The organism is Paractinoplanes ovalisporus, assembly GCF_016834655.1.
In the GTDB taxonomy this organism is placed as follows: Bacteria; Actinomycetota; Actinomycetes; order Mycobacteriales; family Micromonosporaceae; genus Actinoplanes; species Actinoplanes ovalisporus.
In genome coordinates this window covers 44,072-64,914 of sequence record NZ_JAENHP010000001.1, presented here as the reverse complement: position 1 = coordinate 64,914, position 20,843 = coordinate 44,072, and the positions used below count along the sequence as shown (strand labels likewise).

General features: G+C 71.8%; 18 protein-coding genes. 1 reads left to right on the top strand and 17 read right to left on the bottom strand.

Translation table 11 applies throughout. The annotated features are described in order from the left end of the window. Positions 1–5: 5 nt before the first annotated feature. From JIG36_RS00320 to JIG36_RS00280, 9 genes are read right to left on the bottom strand one after another with little or no spacing between them, the layout of a single operon-like run. On the bottom strand, positions 6–1,613 hold the full coding sequence (locus JIG36_RS00320; RefSeq protein WP_203373927.1) for a phage tail protein: 1,608 nt from the start codon (positions 1,611–1,613) through the stop codon (positions 6–8). A 6-nt stretch (positions 1,614–1,619) separates the two neighbouring features. After that, entirely contained in the window at positions 1,620–3,710 is a 2,091-nt protein-coding gene (locus JIG36_RS00315) for a baseplate J/gp47 family protein (RefSeq protein WP_203373926.1), read from the bottom strand. Continuing rightward, complete coding sequence (locus JIG36_RS00310; protein WP_203373925.1) at positions 3,707–4,108, bottom strand: GPW/gp25 family protein; 402 nt, start codon at positions 4,106–4,108, stop codon at positions 3,707–3,709. Before JIG36_RS00310 ends, JIG36_RS00315 begins: the two co-directional genes overlap by 4 nt. Beyond that, positions 4,098–5,744, bottom strand: coding sequence for a phage baseplate assembly protein V (locus JIG36_RS00305; RefSeq protein WP_203373924.1), 1,647 nt, complete (start codon positions 5,742–5,744; stop codon positions 4,098–4,100). Before JIG36_RS00305 ends, JIG36_RS00310 begins: the two co-directional genes overlap by 11 nt. Further along, positions 5,741–5,992, bottom strand: a complete 252-nt coding sequence (locus JIG36_RS00300; RefSeq protein ID WP_236045462.1) for a LysM peptidoglycan-binding domain-containing protein — start codon at positions 5,990–5,992, stop codon at positions 5,741–5,743. The genes JIG36_RS00305 and JIG36_RS00300 overlap by 4 nt, the downstream gene beginning before the upstream one ends. Continuing rightward, the gene (locus JIG36_RS00295) at positions 5,989–6,372 is read right to left on the bottom strand and encodes a phage tail protein (RefSeq protein ID WP_203373922.1); all 384 of its coding nucleotides are present in this window, start codon (positions 6,370–6,372) and stop codon (positions 5,989–5,991) included. The genes JIG36_RS00300 and JIG36_RS00295 overlap by 4 nt, the downstream gene beginning before the upstream one ends. A 12-nt stretch (positions 6,373–6,384) precedes the next feature. After that, positions 6,385–7,527 (bottom strand): phage tail sheath family protein, encoded by a 1,143-nt coding sequence (locus tag JIG36_RS00290; protein WP_203373921.1) that lies wholly within the window; start codon positions 7,525–7,527, stop codon positions 6,385–6,387. Further along, complete coding sequence (locus JIG36_RS00285; RefSeq protein WP_203373920.1) at positions 7,524–8,084, bottom strand: Pvc16 family protein; 561 nt, start codon at positions 8,082–8,084, stop codon at positions 7,524–7,526. The genes JIG36_RS00290 and JIG36_RS00285 overlap by 4 nt, the downstream gene beginning before the upstream one ends. Positions 8,085–8,109: 25 nt before the next feature. Continuing rightward, positions 8,110–10,101 carry an ATP-binding protein gene (locus JIG36_RS00280; protein ID WP_203373919.1) on the bottom strand — a complete coding sequence of 664 codons (1,992 nt, stop codon included), beginning with the start codon at positions 10,099–10,101 and terminating at the stop codon, positions 8,110–8,112. A gap of 192 nt (positions 10,102–10,293) precedes the next feature. Here JIG36_RS00280 and JIG36_RS53060 point away from each other — a divergent pair, with 192 nt between their 5' ends. Beyond that, positions 10,294–12,000, top strand: coding sequence for an eCIS core domain-containing protein (locus tag JIG36_RS53060; protein ID WP_203373918.1), 1,707 nt, complete (start codon positions 10,294–10,296; stop codon positions 11,998–12,000). A gap of 89 nt (positions 12,001–12,089) precedes the next feature. Here JIG36_RS53060 and JIG36_RS00270 read toward each other — a convergent pair whose 3' ends face one another. From JIG36_RS00270 to JIG36_RS00235, 8 genes are all read right to left on the bottom strand, one after another. Beyond that, positions 12,090–13,613 (bottom strand): class I SAM-dependent methyltransferase, encoded by a 1,524-nt coding sequence (locus tag JIG36_RS00270; protein WP_203373917.1) that lies wholly within the window; start codon positions 13,611–13,613, stop codon positions 12,090–12,092. A gap of 83 nt (positions 13,614–13,696) precedes the next feature. After that, positions 13,697–15,721, bottom strand: a complete 2,025-nt coding sequence (locus JIG36_RS00265) for a DUF8189 domain-containing protein (protein WP_307872498.1) — start codon at positions 15,719–15,721, stop codon at positions 13,697–13,699. A gap of 22 nt (positions 15,722–15,743) precedes the next feature. After that, entirely contained in the window at positions 15,744–16,337 is a 594-nt protein-coding gene (locus JIG36_RS00260) for a bifunctional 4-hydroxy-2-oxoglutarate aldolase/2-dehydro-3-deoxy-phosphogluconate aldolase (RefSeq protein ID WP_203373915.1), read from the bottom strand. Next, positions 16,334–17,197: a sugar kinase gene (locus tag JIG36_RS00255; RefSeq protein ID WP_203374948.1), complete on the bottom strand. Its 864-nt coding sequence runs from the start codon at positions 17,195–17,197 to the stop codon at positions 16,334–16,336. Before JIG36_RS00255 ends, JIG36_RS00260 begins: the two co-directional genes overlap by 4 nt. Then, a complete protein-coding gene (locus JIG36_RS00250) occupies positions 17,194–18,147 on the bottom strand; it encodes a hypothetical protein (RefSeq protein WP_236045461.1) in 954 nt (317 codons plus the stop codon). The genes JIG36_RS00255 and JIG36_RS00250 overlap by 4 nt, the downstream gene beginning before the upstream one ends. Then, positions 18,141–19,289, bottom strand: coding sequence for a galactonate dehydratase (gene dgoD, locus JIG36_RS00245; RefSeq protein WP_203373913.1), 1,149 nt, complete (start codon positions 19,287–19,289; stop codon positions 18,141–18,143). Before dgoD ends, JIG36_RS00250 begins: the two co-directional genes overlap by 7 nt. After that, positions 19,270–19,992: a FadR/GntR family transcriptional regulator gene (locus tag JIG36_RS00240; protein ID WP_203373912.1), complete on the bottom strand. Its 723-nt coding sequence runs from the start codon at positions 19,990–19,992 to the stop codon at positions 19,270–19,272. Before JIG36_RS00240 ends, dgoD begins: the two co-directional genes overlap by 20 nt. Positions 19,993–20,008: 16 nt before the next feature. Next, positions 20,009–20,758: an SDR family NAD(P)-dependent oxidoreductase gene (locus JIG36_RS00235; protein WP_203373911.1), complete on the bottom strand. Its 750-nt coding sequence runs from the start codon at positions 20,756–20,758 to the stop codon at positions 20,009–20,011. Between the last annotated feature and the right edge of the window lie 85 nt (positions 20,759–20,843).

Sequence of the window (20,843 nt, the reverse complement as noted above, 5' to 3'; positions counted from 1 at the left end):
GCCCCCTAGATCGCTGAGACGAGGTTCCACAGGGTGTGTGCGGGTTTCTGCTGGTCGACGGTGGTGCGGATGTGGGCCGCGACCCGGCGGCGCACGGCCGTACGGGCCTTGGCCTCGGCGGGCAGACGGCCGTCGGTGAAGTGCAGGACGACCCCGAAGCGGGACGGCTGCAGGCGGCTCCAGACGGGCGCGATGCCGGGGACCTCGGGCTGGCCCGGATCGCAGACGACGAGCCGCCCGCCGGCCGCCACCATCGCCGTCGGGAACACCAGATGGCCGGGTTCGGTCACCGCCCGTACGCGAACAGGTGTGGTTGTCAGATCGACGGCGCGCACCACGGCGGGCTCGGCCACGGTCAGCACGAACGGATCCGCACCGGGTGGCGTGAAGGGGCGCAGGCCGGCGTCGAGCACGTAGAACAGGGTGTCGGTGGACCGGACCACGGCGGTGGGTGCGATCAGGGTGTTTCCCGGCGGCAGCAGGGCGGTCTCGGTCCAGTCGGCGCCCGACCGGTCGACCCGCACGAGGGTGCCGGTGCCGTCGCCGATCACGAGCCGGCGGTCGGGCAGCACGAGCAGCGAGAGCGGTTCGGTGACCGTCTTGAGCGGCTTGCGGGTCACGGTCGAGCCGGCGACCGTGACGATCTGCGGCGGGTTCGGGGTGCCGGCCCCGCCCGCGCGGTCGAGCACCAGCACGTCGCCGTTGGTGTCCACGGTCATCGCGATCGGCCGGAACGGGATGTTGCCGTTGGTCAGGTTGGCCACCGTGACCGGAGCGGAGGTCAGGTAGGGCGCGGCGAGCGAGGAGAGCCGGCCGGGCCGGTCGAGGATGAACAGGGTCTCGGCGGCGCCGCCCGCGGCCGGCCGCAGGGCCACGCCGGCCACCTGGGTCAGGGCGAGGGTGTCGCGGGCCAGCGGCAGCGGCCGGACGGGCGGTTCGGTCAGGTCGTAGGCGCCGGACGGGCCGAGCCGCCAGACCCGGCTCTTCAGCGGCAGCGGGATCGACGCCGACACTCCGGCGTCGCCGACGAACAGGGTGCCGTCGGGAGCGGCCGCAACCGCCCACGGCCGGATCAGCCCCTCGGCCGAGACCGTGCTGCCGTTGATGACCGGGCCCTGGCTCTGCAGCGAGAACGGCACCACCCGTTCGCCCGGCCGGGGCACGACCGCGAGCAGGCGGCTGCCGTCGTCGATGGCGACGCGCGGCCGCACCGCTCCGGCCGCGGTCAGGTCGAGATAGCGGTTGAGCCCGGCCCGCAACCCGCGCTGCCGGTGGATGGCCGCGATCTCGGCCGTGGCCTTGCGCCGCTGGTACTCGTCCCACAGCCCGGTGCCCTGCAGGGCCGGGAACTCCAGTGACAGCCACGAGGCCAGCCAGGGCAGGAACGGTTCCGGCGTACGCCAGGGGTCGGCCAGCTCGGGCAGCCGGTCCACCGCGGCCGTGATCGCCGGGTGGTCGTGGTCGCCGTGCGGCAGACGCACCCCGTCGTCGATCCCGGTCAGCACCTTCTCGAAGATGCGCAGCGCCGCGCCCAGCGAGAACTCGGGCGGGGCCGGATCGTCCCGCCACAGCACGGGTGGCAGGTATCGCAGGTAGCTGCTGGGCTCGGTCATGGCACCTCACATCGGCGGGACGACGGCCGTCACATCGTGGGCGCCGTCGGCGGCGGCGCAGGCCAGTTCGTAGTCGGCCAGCCGCACCGAGGCGCCGGGCGGCGACAGCGGGAACGGCCGCTCGTTCTGCCAGGCGAAGGTGGACGGGTCGCCGGGGTGGTAGGCGGGCACGTCGGCCCGGATCTGCAGGCGCGCGATCGTGCCCACGTCGTCGGCCGGCATGAGCGCGCGGAACAGGTCACTGACGAGCACGGGCTGCCCGACCTCCCAGCCCGTTCCGGCCGGGCCGCCCCGGGTCGGATGCAGGAACTGCTTGATCCGGCGCCGGGTCTCGGTCTCCACCGCCTTGAGCTCGACGCCCGCCTTGAACGCCGCGTCCCACACGAAGATCTGCGTCTCGACCACCACCGGCAGATAGAGCGGCCCGACCACCCGCAACTGGGCGCTCAGGTCGCGGCGCTGGTCGAGGTATTCCTGCACCTCGCGCAGCAGTTCCGGCGGCGGCACCGGACGGTCGACGGTGTCGCCCTGGTCGGGCACCACGACGACGAACACCGACCCGGGCGAGCGGGTCAGGCCGGCGTACGGCCAAGGGTCGCCCGCCTTGAACGGCCCGACCGCGGCGTCGAGCAGCCGGGGCGGCAGCGCCCGCGCCACCCGGACGTCGGTGGTGGCCTCCTTGGCCAGGAACTCGTAGTCCTCGGCGGTGATGGCCCGGTTGCGGGTCTTCAGCTGCAGCGGCGCCCGCCGCAGCGCGTCCTCGAGCGCTTCCTCGTCGGAGCCGTCGCGGGCCGCGCCGAGGTTGGTGACCGCGGTGATCCCGGCCGGCAGGTCGCCGGAGGGGGTGGTGCCGACGTCGGTGAGCCGCTGCGGCCCCACGTTGCCGTCCGCGCCACCCGCGACGTAGCGGTAGCGGGCGGCCCGCACCTGCGCCCCGGCCACGGGAATGCTGCCGTGACCCTGGCCGGTGCGCTCGTCGTGGTCGCCGAACAGGATCTCACCGGTCACCGGGTCGGCGCGGTAGACCTTGCCCGGCCCGGCGGGCAGGTCGTCGGCGCGCGTCCACGTCTCCCACACCGGTGGGGTGCCGGTGCCGACGTCGACGACCAGATGCCCGTACGGCTCGTCGGAGGCCGGGATGCGATAGAGCGGCCGGTGGGCCAGCGGGAAGATCTGGAACCTGCCGCCGGTGCTCACGCCCAGGACCTCGGGCGTGCGGATCGTGCGGGCGTGATGCGCCGAGGCGCTGTTGAACAGGATCCGGTCGACGCCGACGGTTCGCGCGGCGTCGGTGGTGCCGGTCAGGCGGATGCCCACCCAGAAGGCGGGATCGGTGCCGGCGGGCCCGGTCCGGGGCTTGGGCGTGGTCCAGGCATCGGGCCGCTGGGCGCCCCACGTGGCCGGCAGCGTCAGGCGGGCGACACCGTCGTGGGTCAGGCCGCCGGTGCCGTCGGCCACGCCCGGGATCTCGGGCCAGGCCAGCGGGTCGGTCGCCGCGGCCGAGCCCACCCACGTCACCTTCACGTCGGCGGCCGGGCGGCCCAGCCGGACGCGCAGGTCGATCCGCTCGGCGGTGGCACGGTCGAAGCCGAGGCAGATCTGCGCCGTGACTTTGCCGTTGAGGCTTATCTCGTACGGGCTCGCCGACACCGGCCCGTATTTGGTGTCGGCGGCGATGAGCAGAGAGTCGCGCAGGTTCACGGGCAGGACCGTGACGTCCTCGTCGGTCTCGAAGACGATCGGTTCCTCGGCCTCGGCGGCCGCGGTGCGTGCCTCGGTGCCGGCCGGAACCACCACCTTGCCCGCCCCGGCCGCGAAGGTCAGCGGCGCGTAGGCCGGGGTGGCCGGGTCCCGCGTGATGCCGAGCAGTTCGAGGAAGGCCAGGTACGTCTTCTCGGGCGTGCGGTTGAGGCGGTAGATCACCGTCTCGCCCAGCCACGCGAACAGCTCGATCAGCGTGATACCGAGGTCGCTCGGGTTGTGGTCGGTCCACTGCGGCGCGTACGCCGGGATGAGCGCGCGCATCTCGTCGACGAGGTCCTGCCACGTACGGTCGTCGAGGTCGGGCGGCACGATCCGGCCCCGGTCGGCGCTCATGACTGCGGCTCCAGCCCGAACGGCACCGACAGGGTGTGCACGTCGCGGGTGGCGCGCAGCCGATAGGTGATGTCGATGTGCAGCCGCCCGCGGTCCCGGTCGTTGGTCACCGCCACGTCGACCACTTCGATCCGCGGTTCGTGCCGGGCCAGCGCGTCCTCGACGTGATAGCGGGCGAGGTTGGCGGTGGCCGTGTTGTTGGGCGCGAAGACGAGCGTGCCCAGGTCGGATCCGAAGCCGGGGCGCATGACCCGTTCGCCGTGCCGGGTGCCGAGGATGATCCGGATCGACTCCTCGACCTTGGCCACGCCGCCCGACTCCTGCACACCGGCCGCGCCGAGCCGCATCGGGTGCCGCAGCCCGCGCCCGAAGAAGTCCGTGTTCTGCTCAGGTGACATCGACACCGTCCCCGGTCATGATGATCTTGGTCTTGCTCTGGGCCGCTTCGATGCTGACCTTGCCCGCGGCTTTCAGCGTGAGGTCGCCCTTGGCGTTGATGGTGATCGAGCCGTCGGCGGCGTCGAGCGTGACCGAGCTGCCGCCCTTGGCCTCGACGGTCAGCTTGCCGGTGCCGCCGGTGTCGTCGAACGTGATCATGTGCCCGGCCCGGCTGCGCAGCGCCCGCTTGTTGTTGCCGCCGTCCACATTGGTCAGCGGAGGCCGGGAACCCGCGTGCCACAGGCTGCCCAGCACCACCGGCCGGTCCAGGTCGCCCTGCTCGAACGCGACCAGCACCTGCTCGTCGCGTTCCGGCAGCGCGTAGAAGCCCATGCCCGACCCGGCCATCGGCCGCGCGCACGGCGCCCAGCGGCTGATCAGCTTGTCGCCGGTGAGGCCGGGGTAGCGCACCTTGACCCGGCCCAGCGGGATCACGGTCGGGCCGGCCTTGGTCTCGTCGTTGTCGACCACCGTGCCGACCACGACGCCGTCGATGCGCCGCGACCCGTCCGGTGGCGGCTCGTCGATGAGCTGCCCGCGCAGCACGCCCATCAGGCTGGAGTGGCCGCTCTGCCCGACGGTGAAGTCGGTGCGGAACCCCGAGTCGTCGATCCGGTGGCTGACCTTGCGCAGCCGGTAGGTGCCGCCGAACCGCTTGCCCACACCCTGGATGACGACGTGCTGCCCGGCGGCCAGGGTGGGCACGCCGATGCAGGAGCCGGTGCCCTCGTACATGCCGTCGAGCAGGTCGTCGAGCAGCGCCTTGGCGAACTCGGCGGCCTTGAGCGGGTTGCTGACCGGCTCGTCGGCGATGCCCTTGCGCACCATCGTGCCGAGCAGGTCGAGGGCGGCGCCGCCCAGCTTCTCCTCGAGGTTGTCGACGTCGAAGTCGAGCGCGGCCGCGACCCCGTAGACGGTCTGCGCGAGCTCCTGGTTGTAGCCGCGCACGACCTGCACCCCGGCCAGCCCGGCGCTGGAGATGCGCGGCTCGAAGCTGGACAGGTTGCGCCCCCACTCCAGCACGTGGGCGGCGGTCTGCGGGCGGGGGAACTGGAAGTGCAGCCGGTCCCACTCCACGAAGACGTCGAAGTGGTACTGCCGGGCGCGCCGCTTGAGGAAGGCCATGTCGCTCTCCGACTGCGACACCGTCTCCTCGAACCCGGCCGTCGGGTCGACCACCGGGATCAGCCCGTGCTCGACGGCGATCCGGGCGGCCAGCAGGCTGTCGTTGGCGTACGTGTAGCTGACCGGCTCGGGATAGGAGCGGCGCAGCCGGTACGACCGGTCGTAGCCGGAAACCTGCAGCACCGGCGGCCCGTCGGACGGGAACGAAGGCTCGATCCCGGCCACCTCGCCCAGGAACGCCGGAACCAGCTCGTCGCCGTACCCCAGGTGGATCTCGACGGTCTTGCCCAGGTCGAACAGGGCCGAGTCGAGCACGTTGTTGTCCGGGTTGCGCATGGTCAGGCTGAACGTGCCGGCCAGGTCGAGGTCGGTCTCGACGCTGAGCCGCAGCACCTGGTCGGTCACGTCGGCCGCCATGGTCAGCCCGGAGACGCGGATCGCGAAGCGCGGCGCGTAGAACGGCTCGCTCATCGGCCCTCCCGTGCCGGGATCACCAGCGCCTGCCCCGGCGGCAGGTTCAACGGGTCGTCGATGCCGTTGGCCCGGGCGATGTCGCGCCACAGCGCCGGGTCGCCGAGATACTGCCCGGCCAGCGCCGAGAGCGTGTCGCCGGCCCGGGTGACATGCACCCCCTCCGAGCCGCGCACGAGCGCGACCGCCGCGCCGACCAGGTTCGAGACGGTGGGGGAGCCGAAGAACAGGCCGCGCTGCACGGTCATGTCGACCCGCACGTCGTCGCCGTGTACTTGGTCGGCCAGGCCCGGAAGAAGTTCCAGCGCGCCACCTCGGTGCGGTTGGCCAGGTCGAACACGACCACCGAGCCGTTCTTGAGCACGACCTGCCCGGTCACGATCTGCTGCCGCCAGTCCCACAACTCCATCGAGCCGGTCATCCCCCACTTGAGCGTGATGTCGCTGAACGTGGTCTTGCCGGGCAGCTTGCGGACGTGCGTGTTCTCGCCGCCCTGCCGGAACTCGGTGACCTCGGTCGTCGACTCCAGCCCGCTGCACTCGGTGAACCCGGCCTGCGCGATGCCGTCGAGCTCGACCAGGAAGTTGAAGCTGCGGAACGGGTCGACCAGCTGTCCTGTCTGTGGCATCTCCGGCGCCCCCTAACCTTGGTTCCCGTCGCCACCGGCCCAGATGCCGATGCGCACCACGACGTGCTCGGCCGTGCCGGCCGGGTTCATGCCGATCTCGATGACGACGCGGCCCAGCGCGCGCGTGGCGGGCGGGTTGAGCTCCTCGTCGATCTTGACGTAGAACGCCTCGGCCGCCGTCGTGCCGAACAGCGCCCCCGACTGCCAGACCCGGGTCAGGAACTCGCTGATCGTGCGTTCCAGCCCCTTCCACAGTGCCGTGTTGTTCGGCTCGAACACCGCCCACCGCACGCCCTGCAGGATCGAGTCCTCGACGTAGGAGAAGAGGCGCCGGACGTTCACGAAACGCCACGGGGTGTCGCTGGTGAGCGTGCGCGCGCCCCAGACGGTGGCCGGGCCGCCGCCCGGGAACGAGCGGATCGCGTTGATGTTGGCCTTGTTCAGTGCGCCCTGTTCGGTGTCGTTGAGCGCGTAGCCGAGGTCGAGCGCGCCGCGGACCGGTTCGTTGGCCGGGGCCTTGTGCACACCCCGGGTGGCGTCGCTGCGGGCCATCACGCCGGCGATGTGCCCGGACGGCGGCATCGGCAGCGTGAACGGCTCCTTGGTCGCGGCCGGGTTGGCGACGACCAGCCACGGCCAGTAGAGCGCGGCGTAACCCCGTACGGAAACCAGGCCTTTTCGCTGTGTCTGCAACGCGCCGTCGCCCTTGAGCGGGGTCGCGTCGGGCACGCCGTCGAGGATCGCGAACCGGTCACCCATCGCCTCGCAGTGCCCGATGAGCGCCTTCTGGGCGGCCGCGTCGGTGACTCCGGGCGCGGCGACCAGGCTGATCTCGGCGTTGCGGCTGAGCTTGTCGATGGCGCCGTCGAGTTTCTTGTCGTCCTTGACCGGCACGACGTAGGCCAGCGAGCCGCCGTTCTCGAAGAAGCCGCGGACCGCGTACGGGAGGATCTTCGTGGAGTCGTAGCCACCGAACGCCCGGGTGTAGTCGCTCCAGCTGGTCACCGCGACGGGCACGTCCAGCGTCTGGCTGCCGAGGTCGGCCACGGTGCCGATCAGCGCGGCGGTGCTGGTCCCGGCGCCCGCGATGGGCCCGGCCGGGGTCACCTCCTCGATGTGCACACCCGGGGCGGCGCCCTCGTAGATGTCGGTCATGGGCCGTCCTTTCTCAGCAGCTCCTCGTGGATCTCGAAGGTCTTGACCACCCCGAACTCGCCGTCGGGGTCGAGCGACCGCAGGGCGACGGTGACGGTGAGGTCGAACGCCGCGCGCGGCACGATGCCCAGCGCGCTCCAGAACTGGCCCATGCTGCGGTCCTCGGGGGCCCGGGCCACCTCGGCCGGCAGCTGGGCCGGGCCGATCAGCGGGAAATGGCCGAGCCACCACAGGCACAGGCCGAGCAGCCGGTGCTCCTCGGCGACGCGTAGCCCGCCCGACTTGGGCGACCAGGCGGTGACCAGATAGGTGCAGTCGACCCGGGCCGGCGGGGGAGTGGACTTGTACGTGGTGTCGTTCGTCCGCTGATACACCGGCGTGGTGGCGCGCAGCTCCCGGTTCTCGCGCAACGCGTACAGGAAGAGGTTGACCGTGGGCTGGGCCGGTTTGAAGTCCTTGTCGGGTCCGGCGAAACTCACGTCGGCCGCCCGCAGCTCGGCCGGCGCCTCCGCGTCGTCGAGCAGGGCGGCGATCGTGGTGTCGAGCTCGTCGATCATCAGCCCGCCTCCGCCTCGTCGATCATCAGTCCGCCTCCGCCTCGGGAAAGACCCGCCCGGCCTTGCTCAGCTCGCGCCGGGTCGCCGCCAGCACCTGCGTCTCGCTGATCCGCTCACCCGCCCCGGCCGCCGCGTAGGCCGCGGCCAGCACGATGTTGTGGATCTCGGCGCCGGACAACCGGAACCGGGCCGCCAGCCGGTCGAGGTCGAGCGCCGGGTCGCGGGGCGTCTCGGGCGGGAAGCAGACCTGCCAGATGCGGCGGCGTTCGGCCTTCTCGGGCTGGGGGAAGTCGACGACGAAGTGCAGCCGTCGCACGAACGCGTCGTCCAGGTGGGTGCGCAGGTTGGTGGCCAGGATCGCCAGCCCGTCGAGCCGTTCGATGCGCTGCAGCAGATAGGCGACCTCGATGTTCGCGTAGCGGTCATGCGCGTCCCGCACGTCCGAGCGCTTGCCGAACAGGGCGTCCGCCTCGTCGAAGAACAGGATCGCGTCGGCCCCGGCGGCCGCGGTGAAGATGCGCTCCAGGTTCTTCTCGGTCTCGCCGATGTACTTGCTGACCACCGCGGCCAGATCGATCCGGTAGAGGTCGAGGCCGAGGTCGCGGGCCACCACCTCGGCCGCCATGGTCTTGCCGGTGCCCGGCGGCCCGGCGAACAGGGCGCTGACCCCGCGGCCCTGCGACATCCGGCGGCCGAAACCCCAGTCCTCCAGCACATGGCGGCGGTGCACGACCCGGTCGCAGATGTCCCGCAGCTGGTCGCCGGCCTCGACCGGGAGAATCAGGTCGTCCCAGCCGTGCACCGGGCTGATCCGGTGGGCCAGGGCGGCCAGCTGGTGGCCACCCCGGGCGCGGGCGGCGGCGAACCAGGTCTCGCGGCCGGGCGGGCGGCCACTGGCGGTCGCGGCGCGGGCCGCGTCCCGGATCTGGCCGGCGCGCAACCGGAACCGGTCGGCCAGGTCGTCGAGGTCGTTCTCGTCCGGGTCGTGGCCCTCGTCCTTCAGCGCCTCCTGCCAGATCCGCCGTCGTACGGCCTCGGCCGGCGGCCGGATCTCGACGGTGATCTCGGTGTGCCGTTCGCTGCCGACGATCAGTTGCCGGTCGGTGTAGAGCAGGGCGCCGTGGAGGGCGGCCTCGCGCAGCAGCAGTTTCTCGGGCTCGCCGCCGCCGGCGGTCAGCAGCGGCACCCCGAGCGCGCCGGCGACGGCCTCGGCTGTCTCCTGCCCGCCGTCGTCATCGCTGACGGTGAACCGGATTCGCAGGGGCCGTCCGCTCCGGCACATCCGCACCAGGTCCTCGTCGGCCGGCGCGGCCGGTGGCAGGGAGAGGGTGCAGGTGGCGGCCAGGCGGCGGTCGAGCCCGACCTGGCCCAGTAGGACGTCGGCGATCTGCGGGTCGACCATGACGGCGTGAGCCAGGAGTGGTGGGTTGGCCCGGTCCGGGCCGGGGGAGAGGGTCACGATGCTGTGGACGGACAGGGGTGCGGCCGTGCCGAAGAGGGCCCGCGCCTGCTGTCGTCCGGCCGGTGCCACGACGGTCAGGGCGAGGTCGACTGTAGGGCGGCGGTGGACCGGGTCGTCCTGCAGGTAGGCGTAGATGCGTTCGTAGCGCAGGTCGAGTTCGGGGGCCAGGGCCAGCAGCACGACGTCGCATTCGCGGTCGGTCAGGGCGTATGTGTCCCGCAACCAGCGCCATCCAGGTTCGTCGCGGGCGATCTCGGGCCAGGTCGGCGCCTCGTCCTCTTCGTTGGTTCTGTTGTCCTGGTCGCCGGGCCCGCGCGGGTTTTTGTCCTGGTGGTCGGGCCTGCTGGCGTCTTTGTTCTCGGCGTCGGGCCCGCTCGTGTCTTTGTTCTCGGCGTCGGGCCCGCTTGTGGCTTTGTTCTCGGCGTCGGGCCCGCTTGTGTCTCTGTTCTCGGCGTCGGGCCCGCGGAAGGAGCCGGGTTCCGGTCCGGACCGGCGCCGGGCGGCGTCGAGCGCCGGGCCGAGCAAACGGTCCAGCCGGCGCAAGGCCTGCGACATAGGTGTCCCCTTCCCCCTGGCTGACAGCGTCGACCCCGGGCGCGGTCCGGCGCTTCGGGGAACTTCCTAACGCCCGGGACGGGCGCGCCGACCGCCGTCCGAGGGAGTTCCCGCTGGCGTCACGCGGAGGGCGGCCGGAAGCGTCGGGAACTCCCGCTACCGGTGCGGCGGTCCGGCGCGGATGCTGAAGGCATGGAGCGCGTCGCGGTGCACCTGGACGACCCCACGGTGGCGCCGCTGCACGCTTTCACACGGGGAACCGACGTGCATGTGGCGCCGGGCAAGCTGACATCGCCGTTGCTCGCCCACGAGCTGGCACACGTGGCCCAGCAGCGGTCGGAGACCGGTCCGGTGCTGCCGCCCGGGCGTCTGGAGGCGCTCGCCAACGTGTCGGCGCTGACCGGCGCTCCGGCGCTCGGGCGGGCCGCGCCGGAAAGTGTGCTGTGCTCGCCGTCCGCCCCTCGCAAGATCCTCACCATCGCCGAGTTCATCGTCTTCGTCGAGGAGGTCGAGCGGGCCCATCCGCACGCGACGCCGGCCGAGGTGGCGTCCGAGGTGCGGCAACTCTGGTACCACGACGCGAACTGGCAGCTGCTCGCGGCCGGGCAGGGCATGCGTGCGGGCGGCGCGCAGGTGGACATCCGCGACGCCGGGACTCTGGCCCAGACGTACGACATGAACCAGGTCGCGCCGAGACCCGCGGGAAGCCTGTCCGTGATGACACCGGGCGGGCCCGTCGACGTGGGACACGTCATGGCCGGGATCGACACCGCGATCAGCGGCAGCCCAGCGGCGTACCCGGAGAAGTTCCTGGAGGAGACGGGCAGCGACACCTTCAAGAACGAGGCCAAGTACGACGCCCTGCAGAAGGCCACGGGCGGCGACAGCCGGGACTTCGCGACCTGGGCCGGCGACCTCGGGCAGGCGTACGCCGACTTTCTGATCGACCGTTACGTGAAGAAGGGGACCGCGACGCTGGCGGACCTCGTGGCGGCGAAGGCGCCACCCGACGAGTTGCTGGGCGATGTCCAGGGATACATCGCCGTTCCCGCATCGCCGGGTCCGGCCGGCTCCGTTCCGGTCTCCCGGATCCTGCGCGGCCTCTATGGCGGGGCGGTTCCGTCGACGGCCGTGGGCGCAATGTTCGACCGGGCCACCGGGCGCCCAGCGGCGACACGCAAGGCCTTCGTCAAGGAGCGGGTGCTCGCCTTCGCCCGCATGTGGTTCGCGAAGGACGCCTACGCCCGCAAGGGCCTGTTCGGCTCCAAGGGAACGACCCCCTCCGAGATGCTGGAGAACCACGCGGCGGAGTTCGACCGCCTCCACGCCGCCCACGACACGGCTACCCTCGGTCCCGACAAGCTGGACAAACTGCTCGACGATTTCCTGACGAGCCTGGAGCCGCCGCCGCTCTACGGCCCGCCGGCTCCACCCCCGATCTATGGGCCGCCGGCCCCGCCCGCCACGCTTCCCGTTCCGAAGCCCTCGGCTCCGCCGCCGAAGAAGGCGCCGGCGCCCGCACCCAAGCGAAGCACCCCGGCGCCCCCACCGAAGTCGCCAGCCGCCGCACCCGCCGTCGAGCCCGCGTCGAAGTCGCCGGCCGCGCCCGCATCGAACGTGCCGGCCGCCGCGCCTTCATCAAAGACCTCGGCGGCCGCGCCCACCGGATGGCGGATCGAGATCCCTGACCCCGAGGGCCGCCCACAGCACGTCGGCGCACTGCTGACCACGCAGGAAGCCGCCTATGCGAACGTGGACGCCCGCGGCAAGCCGATCCCGGTGTTCAAGCCTGCCCTGTGGCGCGACGCCGCCGGGCAGTTCTTCTACCACCGCGACGGCGCGAAGGTCACCCTGCCCGATCTGCTCACCAGATACCCCAAGGCGGCGGGTGATCCCTGAGGCCCGTTTCGCGGTCCTGGCGGCGTCGGCCGCGCGCTGGACGCCACGATCGGCTGGACGCCGGTGTTCGCCGGTCTACGAGACAGGACTCAGCTGTTGCGGGGGCGGCGGGCCACGATGACCGCGTGGGTGGTGGGCCAGTCGAGGGGCTTCCCGTCCTCGTCGAACAGGGATGCCACCGGGGCGATGCGGTTGTCGATCACCCAGTCGTTGCGCAGCGGGTGGGAGGCCGGGTCGAGGTCGAAGCCGGCCTCGGCCAGCAGTTCGACCCAGTCGGAGAAGTCGAGGCCGCAGAACTGCTCGTGGGTCTCGGACAGCCAGTTGTCGGTGTAATCCTTGCGCGTCAGGAAGTCCATGGCCTGGCCCAGCGGGAGGCGGACGTCGCCGTCGGGGGTCGCGGCGTATTCGAACGGGAACGCGAAGTCGACCGCGAACTGGTCAAGACGAGCGCGCGTGGACAGCGAACCGACATAGGCGGCGACCTCGGCCGAGGCGAGCGAGGCGAGATCCGTGCGCGGGGAACTCGGGTTTGCTCCGTCGTCGCTCGTCAAGCGCAGAAGCACCGGGCGGGAGCGGTCGCCGGGGCCGCAGACGTCGCTGTTGATCCAGACGCCGCCGGGGACGGTGTGGTCGTGAATGCGTTGCGCGAACTGCACGAGAGATGCGCGTTGTTGTCCGTACGACCAGATTTCGTGCGTGAGCGCGAATGTGAGCGTGGTGTCCACCGAGCGGTCGGGCAGCACCGCCCCGCCGAGCACGTTGCGCTGATAGAAGTAGACGTTGGCGTTGCGGAAGACGCCCTGCGCCTTCTTGTGCACGCATTCCTGGTAGAGGTGACGGGCGACCTCGACCCCGATCAGGTCGCTCTCGTGCAGGGCGTCGTCGCGGTCGGCCAGTTCGAGCACAGCGCCCGCGCCGCAGCCGATGTCCACGATCCGGCCGGGTTGCACGTATTGGCGCACGGCTGTCCATTTGCGCGCGGCGGCGTCGGCGAAAGCCTCCACATATGTGCGGTAATCGCGCGTCGCGGTCAGTCCGCCCTCGTCGCCGACGACCGGGTCGTTGACGACCGTCCGCACCACATGTGACAGCCCGTAACGATCGATGACGTCGACCGACGCCGGGTGAGCGAGCTTGCGCCACGAATCGTCACCGGCGGCCAGGCGCAGCAACACGTCCCATGGGCGCTCGGGCACGGCCGGCAGCGACGGCTCGGCCTCGACCAGCGCGATGGTGAAGCCCAGCTTCTCGTAGAGGGCCGCCACCTGCGGCGTCGAGCACGCGACGACGGTGTCGGCCGGGGTCAGGTCGAGCCCGGTCGACACGGTGACCGTCTTGAGGGTGACCTCGGCGAACTGGTCGGTCGGGGCGGTGTCGAAGATCGGCACCACCACCGACCGCAGCCCGGTCACCACGCTGAACCGCTCGATCGCGGCCTCGCGCCGGTGGTACGGAATGGGGTTACGCTTCGTGTTCTCGTGGTTGGCCGAGGTGACCGCCCAGACGATCGTCTCGGCCCCTTCGTCCGCGAGTCTCTGCAGGTAGTCGGCCTGGAACTGGGTCAGCAGGTGGTGGCGGCCGGGGAACAGGACATAACGCGGCGTCGAGGTCACGGCTGTTGATCCTAGTCCGGCCACCCCGGCCGGTCAGAGGGTCGTACGGTCGATCCGCCCATCCCTCCGGCCGCCCCGGCCGGTCAGAGGGTCGTTCGGTGGATCCGCCCGTCCACCCCGCGCAGCACGATCACGGCGGAACCGTCCGCTCCGGCCTCGGCGCCGACCGTGCCCTGGATCTCGTCGGTGGCGAACTCCGGCCGCTGGAACCAGCCCTCCCACGCCCCGTCGACGAAGTTGCGCTGCCAGAGCCGGTTGTCGGCGGCGACCGCGAACGCGTAGACCCGGCCGGCCGCGGCCAGCAGCGTCGGGCTGCCGCTCAAGGTGCCGCCCAGGTTCTGCCAGTCCGACCAGACGCCGTTCGCCCGGACCCGCTCCCACACCTCGTCGGTGCGGTGCCGCACGGCCACGTGCACCGCGCCGGTGCCGTCGACCGCCACGCCGGGACGGCCCCGCACGCCGCGCCCGCCGGGACCGCCGATGCTGGTCCAGCCGCCGGTCACACCGCGTGAGCGAATCAGGCCGTCGCTACCGCGAGCGAACACGGTCCACGACGACGGTCCGGTGAACGCCACGGACGGCGAGTCGGCGACGGGACCGCCCAGGTCGATCCACGCACCCCACCGTCCGTTTGTGCGCGCGCGGTGCAACACCTTGCCCTCGGATGAGCGAACGAACAAGTCGATGCGGCCACCCGAGGAGGCGTACGCGGCGGGCTGTCCGGTGATGCGCCGCCCGAGCAGCGTGCCGTCCATGCCGCGCGCGAAGACCTCGCCGCCCGCGATCGCCGGGCTGTCCGAGGCCGGTCCGAGGTCGGCGCCGAGCACGTCGTCGTGACCGGTCAGTCCCAGCATGGCGACGCCGTGTGCCGGAACGGTCGTCGTAAACGAGTCGGCGAAACGTCCGGCATCCCGGCGTGTCCACAGATCGCGCACCGCGGCCGGGCCCCTCAGGGTGACATCCGCGAATGTCACGGTGACCGGCTGGGCGGTGTCACCGCGGTTGAGCAGCGCGACCGCCCGGCGCCCGCTCCCGGCGAGCAGCTTGCTCCACACCTGCGTCGAGTTCGGCCCGTCGGCCACCTTCACACCCTGCCGCACGAGCGGATCCTGGTCGACGGCCAGGATCTCCGGGTTGCGCAGCGCCGCGATCATCGGCGCCGGCAGTGTGCGCGGATCCGATCCGATGACGAGCGGCGCGGCCATCATCGCCCACATCCCCAGCTGCGTCTTCGACTCGTCGAAGGTGAGCTCGGTGCCGCCGCCGGGCAGCGGCCGCATCGGCACGAGATAGTCCGGATCGTTGAAGTGCCCGGGGCTTGTCGCGGCCGGGTGGTAGGCGTTGACGTCCATGTTGCGCAGCACCCACTGCCACTGCCACTGCGGTTGCGGGTCGACCAGCCCGACGTCGGTGTAGGTGCGCCACGAGTCCGCGATCTCCGGCGCGTACGTGTGACTCCACGTCGACAGCGCCGCCGGCGGATACGGCCCGCCACCCCAGTCGCTGCTCACCGGGTTGCACAGGTTGAACACCATGGGTCGCGGCGACCGGTCCACCTCGGCCGCCAGCTCGCGGAACGTCGCCTCCGGATCCAGCCCGGCCGCCCGCCCGCACAACCAGTCGGCCTTGAGCGCGTCAAAACCCCACCGGGCGAATTGCCGTACGTCGTCCCGGTAGTGCCCGTGACTTCCGAGCCCGCACTGTCCCGGGATGTAGGGGCCGGCGTCGGTGTAGATGCCGGCCCGGAACCCGCGCTGGTGCAGCCATCGGGTCAGCGACGCCAGGCCCGACGGGAACCGGGCCGGATCGGCCACGAGTTCACCCTCGGCGTTGCGCGGGGTGGGTGCGGCCCAGTTCCCGTCGATCCAGATGATGCGGTAGCCGGCGTCGCGCAGCCCGTTCGAGGCCATGAAGCCCGCGATCGACTTCACCTCGGCCTCGGTCGGGTCACCGCCCAGCCCGAAGTAGGTGTTCCAGCCCATGTACGGCGTCCGCCCGGCCGCCGGCGCGCCGACCGCGCTGGGAGGTGGCGTGGCGGCTTCGGCGGGAGTCGCGAAGAGGGAGATGAGGAGGAGGAGGGAGAGAGCAGCGGCACGGAGAATTCGCACGGTCACTCCTTATTGGGTGGGGTCAGGGGGTGAGGAGCCGGCCGATCTGGTCGCGTTGCTCGGGGTCGGCCATCGCGGCGCCGAGCGCGACCACCCGCGCGCCTGCGTCGAGCAAGCCGGGGGCGGAGGCGACGGACAGGCCGCCGGTGGCGACGAAACGCACGTCGGGGAACGGTCCGAGCAGCCCGGAGATCCAGGCCGGACCCAGGGCGGCGGCGGGGAAGGCCTTGAGCCAACGGCAACCGGCCAGCCACGCCCGCTGCACCTCGGTGGCCGAACCGACGCCCGGCAGATGCGGCATGCCCGCGGCCTGGCTGGCGGCGAGCACGCTCAGGTCGAGCCCGGGCGCGACGGTGTATTGCGCGTTCGCGTCGGCGGCCGCGCGAACCTGCTCGGCCGTGATGACCGTGCCCGCACCGACGCGCAGTCCGCGCTCAGTGGCGGCACCGACGGCCGCGCGCAACGAGGCGACCGCCTCGGGCGTGGCGATGGGCACTTCGAGCACGGTCACGCCCGCGTCCCAGAGTGCGCCGGCCACCTGGACCGTCTCGTCCGGTGGCAGCCCGCGCAGGATCGCCATCACCCGGCGGCCGTCGAAGATGTCGTCGAATGTCACAGGTCCCCCTCCAGAACGGCCACGTCGCCGGTCACGCGCAGCGTGGCTCCGGCGACCCGATGACCCAGCTTCAAACGCTCATGTTCGTCCCACCCGCGCAGCATCCCGGCGAGATAACCGGCCGCGTACGCGTCCCCGGCCCCGACCGGTTCCACCACGTCCACCTCCGGTGCGGGCGCGAAGGCCAAACCGTGCGGTCCGTACGAGGTCACGCCGACGTCGCCGTCCTTGACCACCAGCAGCTCGGGTTCGGGCAGGAGTGCTCGCACGTCGTCCGGACCGCTCACGTCCCACAGCGTCCGCGCTTCGTCCAGGCCCACGAACACGATCGCCGCCCGTGCGGCCAGCGCGCGCAACACCGGCGCGGCCACGTCGGGCGACCAGAGCCGAGCCCGGTAGTTGACGTCGAAGCTGCACGTTCGTGTCGCCAGCAACCGTTCGACGAGCGCCGCGCACGAAACGGACAGCGCCGGCGTGATCCCGCTCAGATGAACGAAACGCGCATCCGGCACGACCGTTTCCGGCCCGAGCCGCGAGGCCGCCGACCCGTCCCGGTAGTAGTAGACCCGAGTGTCCGGACCGGGATCCTTGAAGAACACGCCGGTCGGAGCGGCCGGGTCGACCTCCACCCCCGACACGTCGACCCCGAAACCGCCGACGCGCGAACGCACCAGCTCACCCTGGGGATCGTCGCCGACCCGGCTGACCCAGGCCGAACGCACGCCGAGCTGCGCGAGACAGCAGGCCACGGTCGACTCCGCGCCCGCGACGTCGATCTCGGCGGCCCCGCCGCGCGCGAGCGGACCGGCCGGCGTGACCAGCACCATCGTCTCGCCCAGACAGGCCACGTCGGCCGTCATCCCGCCACCACCGACAGCGTCCACTCGTAGACTCCACCGGCCGGCACCACCGCGGCGTCGTCCGGTCCCGCCTCCGCGAGGTCGAAGACGCGGCCGAGCATGGGTTCGACGCCGACGCTGCGATACGGGTTGCCCTCGGGCCATCCGCGCAGGTTGCGCCATAACGCGGTCGAAACCGGCTGTCCCGGCGCGTCGAGCGCGAACATGAGCGTTTCGCCGTCGTCGACATGCACGATCGGACAGTCGACCAGGATCGCGCCGACGGCCGTTCCGTCATCCGGCCCGAGCCGTTCCAACCCGCACGGCCACTTGTCGACCGCGCCGCCATCGATGCGCGTTTCGGTTCCGGCCGGCGCACGCAGCCACGCGTCGGCCGACAGGTCGAGCAGCGCGTGCGCCGCCCAGAGAAACCGCCATCCGGGCGTCGCTTCGAGACGATAGGCCGCAACCAGCGCGTCTCCTACCGAACCGAATTCGCGTCGCAGTGTGAAGTCCCGACCCGCCACCATCGCGACATCCGGCGACAGGACAGTCCACGGCCGCGACCAGGCATCACCGTGGTCGGGCACACCCCGGATCGTCGGGATGCACTCCTCGAGCCCGCCCGCGTCGACAAACGCATCACCGAGTCTCACAGCCGCGCGCCCCGGAGCCGCCCGATGCCAGAGCCATTCGCGGCGTCCCGGCCTCGAAGCCGCGGCCGGCATGAAGCTGTCGCGCGCGTCGATAGCGGCGTGCAGGTGAGAGTCGTGGCGCGGATGGGAAGCGGCGTGCAGGTGAGAGTCGTGGCGCGGATGGGAAGCGGCGTACCGGTGAGAGTCGTGGCGCGGGTCGACAGCGGCGTGCGGGTGAGGGCTGCAGCGCGGGTCGGAAACTGCGCGCGGAACAAGAGCCGACTGCAACGACGTCCAGCGGCCACCCAGCGACGGATCCGCGGTCACGGTCACCATTCGGCGAACGAGCCGTCTTCGTGGCGCCACACCGGGTTGCGCCACGCATGCCCCGAGGCGTCGGCCCGCCGTACGGCCGCTTCGTCGATCTGGATCCCCAGGCCCGGCCGGTCCCAGCGCGCGATATGCCCGTCGACGATCCGCAGGGGTGCCGGATCGGCCACGTACGAGAGCAGGTCGGCCGACTCCGAGTGGTAGTGGATACCCATGCTCTGCTCCTGGATCAGGAAGTTGGGCGTGGCCAAAGCGACCTGCAGACTGGCCGCCAGCGCGATCGGCCCGAGGGGGCAGTGCGGTGCGAGCAGAGCACCGTACGTCTCGGCCAGCGCGGCGATCCGGCGTACCTCGGAAATGCCCCCGGCGTGCGAGAGGTCGGGCTGCACCACGGAAACGCCCGCCTGCACGGCCGGCAGGAAGCCCGCGCGGTCGTACAGACGCTCACCGGTCGCGACCGGAACCGGCGAGCAGCGCACGAGATCGCCCAGCAGGTGTGTCTGTTCGGGGACGAGCGGTTCTTCGACCAGCAACGGCCGCAACGGCGCCACCGCCGGCAGGATCATGCGCGCGGCGGGCAGGCTCGCGCGCCCGTGCAGATCGATCGCCACGTCCCGGTCGTCGCCGAGGGCGTCGCGCGCGGCCGCCACCCTTTGCACGATGTCGTCCACTTCGCGCACGGTCGGGATGAGCGAAAGACGTCCGCTCGCGTTCATCTTGACCGCGGTCATCCCGGCCGACACGTGCGCGGCCACGGCGTCGGCGACCTCGGACGGCTCGTCACCGCCGACCCAGGCGTAGACCCGCGCACGATCGCGCAGCGGGCCGCCGAGCAGAGCGTGCACCGGAGCGCCGTACGCCTGGCCGGCGATGTCCCAGAGCGCCTGATCGAGCCCGGCCACGGCGCTGGAGAGCACCGGCCCGCCCCGATAGAACCCGCCCTTGGTGAGGATCTGCCAGTGGTGCTCGATGCGGAGCGGGTCCTCGCCGACCAGGTATTCGGCGAGGACGTCGATTGCGGCCCGGACCACCTCGGCGCGGCCCTCGACCACCGGCTCGCCCCAGCCGACGATCCCGTCGTCGGTGGCGACCCGGCAGAACAACCAGCGTGGGGGAACGAGGAAGGTCTCAATCCTGTCGATCTTCATGCTGCGTCCTTTCCAGCCGGGCCACGTCCTCGATGGCCTGGTCGAGCAGCTTGCCCATGGCCCGCGCGGCCTGGGCCGGGTTGTGGCGCCGGATCGCGTCCACCACGGCTTTGTGGCTGGGCACCGGGTCGTCGGCGCCGGCCGTGCCGTGCACCATCCGGTCGCGTTCGGCCAGGCCGGTCTCGATCACCACCTCCATGCGCTGGATGAGCTCGTTGTGTGTGGCCGCCAGCAGGGCGCGGTGGAACGCCAGGTCGGCCGCGACCGCGGCCGACGGGTCGTCGCCGGCGGCGGCCATGTCGGCCAGGGCGGCGTCGAGGGCCTCGATGTCGGTGTCGGTCGCGCGGGCCGCGGCCAGGCTGGCGGCGCCCGGCTCGACGATCGCGCGCAGTTCGTGCAGGTCGTCGAAGAGCCCTGGCCGGTGCGGTGACCGCGCGAACTGCCACCGCAGGACGTCGGCATCGAGCAGGCTCCAGTTCGCGCGGGGACGCACGAACGTGCCGCGTTTGGGACGCGCGTCGACCATGCCCTTGGCGGCCAGAACGCGCAACGCCTCGCGCAGCACGGTCAGGCTCACGTCGAACTCGGACTGCAGCGCGGTCAGGTCGAGGGTCGACCCCTCGGGCATCCGGCCGTCGAGAATGCGCTGAGCGAGCACTTCCACCGTCTGTCCGTGCACGCCACGCGCGTTGTACTGCTGCATCCGGGCTGTCTCTTTTCTATGAGGAGGACTTGGTCGCGGTCCAGCCGCCGTCGACCACCAGGCTGGTGCCGGTGATGAAGGCGGCCTCGGCGGAGGCCAGGAAGGCGACGGCGGCGGCGACCTCGCCGGGTGTGCCGAAGCGTCCGGCGACCGTCTCGGCCACGCTGGCGGCACGGTCCTCTTCGGACACCCAGTCCCAGGCGGCGGTCAGGATCGGCCCGGGCAGCACGGCGTTCACCCGCAGGGCCGGACCGTACTCGACCGCGAGCTGCCGGGCCAGCGCGACCAGTCCACCCTTGGCGGCGGCGTAGGCGGGGCGGCCGGGCAGCCCGACGAGGGCGTGCACCGACGAGACAACGACCACGCTTCCCTCGTACGCGGAAAGGTCGGTCAGCAGAGCCCGGAAGCCGAGGAACGTGCCCGTCAGGTTGACCGCCATCTGCCGCTCCCACGAGGCGAGCGTGGTCTGACCGGCTGGGGCGACGTCGACCGTGTACGCATTGCTCACGAACACGCCGACCGGGCCGAACTCGTCACGCGCGGTAGCGGCCACCCGGGCCCAGTCGTACTCGCTCGACACGTCCGCCTTCATCGCGCGGCAGCGGCCCCCGGCGGCGGTGATCCGGTCGGCCACGTCGCCCGCCGGGCGGATGTCGGCGAGCACCACGGCGGCGCCCTCGGAGGCCAGCCGGACCGCGCAGGCGGCGCCGATGCCGGAGGCAGCACCGGTCACCACGGCGGTTCGACCAGCGAAGCGACCTGTCATGCACGCACCTCCGACGGCGACTCTTCATTAATTACGAAGATATGTTGACAGGCCATCCACAGTGATGCAACCTTCTGGAAACACA